The 305-nt window shown below is 72.8% G+C and carries 1 protein-coding gene; it reads left to right on the top strand.

The window, feature by feature from the left end; all coding sequences use genetic code 11:
• Positions 1 to 305: ABC transporter substrate-binding protein (locus HA630_RS27405; RefSeq protein WP_166832255.1), on the top strand; the 305-nt coding region annotated here is incomplete at both ends.

Here is a 305-nt window from a genome sequence, read left to right as displayed (position 1 = left end):
AGCTGGTCGCAGCTGTACGCGCGGCGCGGCGCCCGGGTGGAGGCTTTGCAAGACCTGGCCGGCCTGCGCGTGGCGGTGCTGCAGGGCTCGGTCCACGAGCGCGCGCTGCAGGAATTCCTGACCAGCTTTGGCCTGGTCGTGCGCCAGGTGCCAGTGGCCTCGTTCGACGCCGGCGTGCGCGCGGTGCTGGCGGGGGAGGCAGACCTGGTGGCGGTCAACCACCTGTACGGCAACCGCCACGCCGTGGCCGCCGGGCTGGTGGCCACGGCGGTGCAGTTCAACCCCGCCGCCCTGTTTTTTGCCGC

Source organism: Aquabacterium sp. A08 (assembly GCF_011742065.1).
Note: the sequence above shows the minus strand (reverse complement) of the source record. Positions and strands in the feature narration are given on the sequence as shown.